The organism is Silvanigrella sp. (genome assembly GCF_044369315.1).
Lineage (GTDB): Bacteria > Bdellovibrionota_B > Oligoflexia > Silvanigrellales > Silvanigrellaceae > Silvanigrella.
This window is the reverse complement of the sequence record NZ_JBIPMD010000236.1, coordinates 1-4812: the sequence shown is the minus strand read 5'-3', so window position 1 is coordinate 4812 and position 4812 is coordinate 1. Positions and strand designations below refer to the sequence as shown.

The window sequence follows — 4812 nt, the reverse complement described above, 5'->3', positions numbered from 1 at the left end:
GCCCTATTGTTTTTAAGACTTCGAGCCTGAGTTGCTCAGAAAGTATACTTGCCGCTATGTAAGAATACTCTCTTCCTTGCTCTATAAGCGGACGGACATCGAGAATGATGTTCTGCAATGAAGAGTTAAAATCAACACTAGAAAAATTTAACTCAGATAGATTCGCTTTAGGATGATGAGGTTTATAAGAGGACATCGCCATGAAATATTTCTCCAGATGGTGTACAAGTCGTTCCACTTTTTAAGTCAAGGAAAAGAGCAGTTAATACATAGCCATACAAATGAATGGTACCCAATGCCGCAAAAATTCATCTACCGCAAATCTTCTCTTAGCGAGGAATTGCGGCACTTCATTAAGTAGGATGAAAATGCCGACACTTGTTATATATAGTGTTAACGCATGTCAAAAGACGCTGTCAATAGTGTGAGCATAAAAGTTCCTGACACAAAAGTTATTCAAATTTTACGAGCATTAATACTTAAAAGCGTAGGAAATAAGCAGATAATTCAAATGAAAAAGATGTAATAAATAGCATCTAAGAAATGACAACCTTTTGACAGGGTATATGGGCAAGAAAATAGGTCAATTGGATGACGAGGTCAAGCCTTGAGAAGAAGTTTTAGGGCTCTGAGGATTTTTAGACCTAAGAAAAGCGATTAGATTATCTCCCGCTTCATCTAAATCCTTTTTGGAAGACAAAAGAATACGTGTTTTTTTAACAACTGAAAAACTTTTTGGATCGATAAGCTGTGACTCCATATATTTTCCAGAATGAGACCAATAGATAAGAATAATTGCAGAAGGGCTCATTGATAAAATTTGCTCTTTAGGAAGAGAGGCCAAGCTAGGCATGGAATAAAAAGAAGAAGGCATATAAGGAGAAATTTTAATACTCGAATATTTTTCCGCTATAAATATTTGAGAAAATGAACCATTTGCACAACTTGCTGAAATTACACTTTGCATTTTAGGAGGTAACATGATTGCAGAAGATTTTAATTCTTGACCATCAATAAAAGTAGTACAATTTTTAGAATTTAAAATTTTTATAGATTTCTGCTTTGCAATAAAAGGTGTCGTAATTGATTTTAATTTATCAATTAATTTAGAATCAACCTGTGACTCTAAATTATCTTTAACACTAAAAGAAGAATATTTTTCATAAATAATTCCGTAATCTCTGGCTAAAGAATTTGAAGTTTTTAAATTAGATACGGCGGACCAAAATGCTAAAGTTGCATATGAAAAAGAAACGGATGAAGGATTATTCGATAATAATAAAGCAGCATCTCTCATATAAATAACAGACAATTTTTGTGCTTTAGAAAAATTCCCCGCTAAAATAAATCCGCGCAATTTATTTGAATAGAAAAGAAATTTATCTTCTAAAAGAACATCTTCTTGGTTGCCTAAACTATTGATCATCCATTCTTTATTTAATTCACGATTTTGAATTGCATTATAAAGCCCATCTTCAGAAATACGACGCGTAAAAGAATTGGAAAAATAAGGTAACCAAATAGGATCATCCGAAGCATAAAAAACAAGAGCTTTATCAATTTGAGATGATTTTTTTATTTTGTCTTTATTTGTTGATTGGCAACCTAAAACAAAGGAACTAAATAAAAAGAAAAAAAATATTTGTTTATTTAAGGAAAAAAGATACGGGACTTTGGGCATTGATTTAACCTCAATTATTATAATAAATCATTGGAAATCTATTTTATAATAAGGGAAAAATCAATAAAAAAATTATTTGTTTCTTATGCCGCTTTCTTTTATAATACGTTGATATTTTTCTTCTTTTTTCTTTTGAATGAGATCAACAACCTCACATGCTTTGACATTACCCTGCTCACACATCTCATTGACAATCTCTTCATCCGATTTTTTTGCTTGCTCTTTCGATTCGCTAAGAGTTACAGTACAAGAGACCGCAAAAATACAAGTAATTAATATTAAAAGATTATTTTTCATAATAGGATAACTTTCTCTAAAAATTTTACTTTGAATCACTCTCATTAAAAAAAGAGGACTCTTCCTATTTAGACTGAGAATCTTTTAGCTTCAACGTTATTTCTTTAAATTTTTCTGAAGAGAAAGAATGCGTGATGTCATGTAAAATAAAAATGGTGCCACAACGCTTTTTATTACTATCAAATATATAACGTTTTCTTAAACGAAAAATTTTATCTGAATGATCTACAGCCGTCCAAAATAATGTTTCTTCCATATTTTCAATTCGTAAAAGGTTTCTTAAATGTAAATAAGTCAAAGAAGATAAAGAAACATCGTTCCAAGCTTGAAAATTTAGAGAGTGCCCTTTTGCTCCCACCAAATTTGCGAAATATTTATTATGATGTTCAATTTTTCCCAAATGATCTAAGACAACTATGGGATCTTCAATGGTATCTAAAACGACATCAAATTCATTTCTTTGGGCATTCAAGCTTTTAACATTATTATTATGAATTTCACTAAGTCTTTTCCAAAGCTCATTCAACTCTAATATCAAATTTTTGATTTGAGATTTTCAGGTAGAGGAAATTTTAATTTTTGTCCAAAACTTGGTTTATTTTGTAAAACCTCTGATATTTTTTTTATAGGATAAGCTATTTTTCCAGATATTTTCTCAGAAAAATATATAGATATAGATAAAGATATTAAAAATATAATAACTGATAAAATTAAAACTTTTGTCGTAAAAGATTCCCTGTCTGCAATAATTTTTGAAGTCTTATTTTGATAATTTTGAATTCGCTCTTTTAAAATACTACGCATTGTAAAATATTCATTATAATCCATTTTTCTTTTATTATTTTTATATTTTTCAAATATTTCTCTCATTTTTTTAAGAGATTCTAAATTATCTTTTTCTTTCTCTAAATGAGCTAAATTTTCCTCAAAATTTTCTACTTCTTTTTTTCTGAGCTGTATTAAATTATTTTGAGCCAGAAATAAAGAATCTAAATTATCTAACATAAGTAATAAACTATTTATAGATTGATAGTTGAATAATAAAGTATTTTTAGGATTCTTAGCACTAAAATAAATAGATAATATTAAAAACAAAGAAAGAGCACTAGATAAAAAAACAATTTTTAATACTTGAAATAAGATTTCTCGTCGCATAGGAGGTAAAACATTCATTTTTTTCTCACTATTCTACACTAATAATATGAACATCAATTCCGACCGCATCATGAATAAATTCTAGTAAAATGGAACCACGAAGACGTTCTCGTAGAGGAGTTAATCTTGATTTACCAAAAACAGCATGACGAATTTTATTTTCAAATGCAAAGTTAACTAAAACATCTGAAATATTTTCACCTTGCAGAATACGAACAATCGCCCCTTGTTTTGTTGCTAATTCAAAATTTTGTTGTAATTTTCTTTGGAGTTGTGAATCTATATGAGAAGGATCTTCTGCTTTTTTTTGAACATAAGTAACATAAACACGACTCGATAAACGAGCCGCCATTTTTGTTCCTTTACGAATAAGAGTTGGAGCATTTGTCGGTTCGGAACTAAGTGCAACCATTACAGCTTCTTCTGCAAAAACTTTTCCTTCACCAAAACTATTTTCTTGCATTTTTTGAAATTGATTTCCTGCCGCTTCTCTTAAACAAATCTCACGTAAAAAAGATAAATTATTATAAGTAAAAAAATTTATAAGAGCATTATCTACCTTATCTTGATCATATATTTTTCCAAGTCGAAGTCGCTCACGTAAGTCCTCCATACTAATATCGGCCATGACAATTTAATGTGCTAGCTGTAAAATTTTATCTGGAATTCTCTCATGAACAGAAGCTTTTGTCGCAGAAGAAACCCTATCTGCTACAGATTCTAAATGCTGTACATTTAAAGTTGCAATCACATTAATTTGTGAGTTTAAAATATCAATCACATCCATGTAACGTTTTTCATGTTTACTTCCACGAGAATTTGAATGAGCTAATTCATCAACCAACACAATTTGTGGATTTCTTTTAATAATAGCGTCTACATCCATTTCAAAGTAGTCCATATTACCAACAGAATATTTTTTTAAAGGAACTTGTTCTAATCCAATGACTAAAGATTGAGTATCGGGTCTTCTATGTGGTTCCACATAACCAATAGCGACATCAAAACCTCTCTGTTTTAATGCCTGTGCTTCAGAAAGCATGGAATATGTTTTACCTACACCAGCAGCATATCCCATTATGATTTTTAAAGATCCTCTTCTTTTACTTTCAAGAATTTCCTCAAATGTTTTCATATTAATTCTTCATTTTGGATGTTTCTTTATCTAATTCATTATTTAAAAGTAAAACATTTACTCTTTCCGTTCCAATAAAACTTAAGGTTGGATTTTGAGTTAACTTATCAACTAATAAAGTTAAATTATTTTCACTTATATTTCGTGCTTTCGCAATACGTGGAATTTGAATTTTTGCAGATTGAATTGAAATTTCTGGATCTAACCCACTTGCCGAAGCCGTAACAAGATCAGTTGGAATTTCTTCCCTTTTGATAGTTGGATTTTGTTTGAGAAATTCTTGAATCGATTTCTCTATTCTATCTAATAAATCTTTATTTGTTGTTGCTAAATTAGATGCTCCAGAGTTTGTTGCATCGTATCCTTTTTCACCAGCTGCTGAAGGACGTCCCCAAAAGTATTTAGGTTGAGAAAAATTTTGCCCTATGAATTCGGATCCTACAGGAATTTCATTTTGAAAAATAAGACTTCCCTTACTTTGTTTTGGAAATAGGCTCGAACCCAATAAATAGGTTGCAGAAGGATATATTAAACCTAATAAAAT

At 30.2% G+C, this 4812-nt stretch carries 6 protein-coding genes and 1 pseudogene; all 7 read right to left on the bottom strand.

Features of this window, described 5'->3' with window-relative positions; translation table 11 throughout:
• Nucleotides 1–202 (bottom strand): hypothetical protein (locus tag ACIQ56_RS14425; RefSeq protein ID WP_397601745.1); only part of this gene is annotated, 202 nt, incomplete at its 3' end.
• 381 nt (nt 203–583) lie between these two features.
• Nucleotides 584–1681 carry a hypothetical protein gene (locus ACIQ56_RS14420; RefSeq protein WP_397601744.1) on the bottom strand — a complete coding sequence of 366 codons (1098 nt, stop codon included), beginning with the start codon at nt 1679–1681 and terminating at the stop codon, nt 584–586.
• Nucleotides 1682–1753: 72 nt separating this feature from the next.
• Nucleotides 1754–1978 (bottom strand): hypothetical protein, encoded by a 225-nt coding sequence (locus tag ACIQ56_RS14415; protein ID WP_397601743.1) that lies wholly within the window; start codon nt 1976–1978, stop codon nt 1754–1756.
• Nucleotides 1979–2042: 64 nt separating this feature from the next.
• Nucleotides 2043–2504: a PAS domain-containing protein gene (locus ACIQ56_RS14410; protein WP_397601742.1), complete on the bottom strand. Its 462-nt coding sequence runs from the start codon at nt 2502–2504 to the stop codon at nt 2043–2045.
• An 8-nt stretch (nt 2505–2512) separates the two neighbouring features.
• Nucleotides 2513–3151: a hypothetical protein gene (locus ACIQ56_RS14405; RefSeq protein WP_397601741.1), complete on the bottom strand. Its 639-nt coding sequence runs from the start codon at nt 3149–3151 to the stop codon at nt 2513–2515.
• A 10-nt stretch (nt 3152–3161) separates the two neighbouring features.
• A pseudogene (locus ACIQ56_RS14400) lies at nt 3162–4268 on the bottom strand (kinase).
• Between the two features lies 1 nt (nt 4269).
• Nucleotides 4270–4812 (bottom strand): potassium-transporting ATPase subunit KdpC (gene kdpC / locus ACIQ56_RS14395; RefSeq protein WP_397601740.1); only part of this gene is annotated, 543 nt, incomplete at its 5' end.

Coding starts and splice junctions, on each gene's coding strand:
- ACIQ56_RS14415 (WP_397601743.1), bottom strand. CDS start 1,978: ATGAAAAATAATCTTTTAATATTAATTACTTGTATTTTTGCGGTCTCT.
- ACIQ56_RS14420 (WP_397601744.1), bottom strand. CDS start 1,681: ATGCCCAAAGTCCCGTATCTTTTTTCCTTAAATAAACAAATATTTTTT.
- ACIQ56_RS14405 (WP_397601741.1), bottom strand. CDS start 3,151: ATGAATGTTTTACCTCCTATGCGACGAGAAATCTTATTTCAAGTATTA.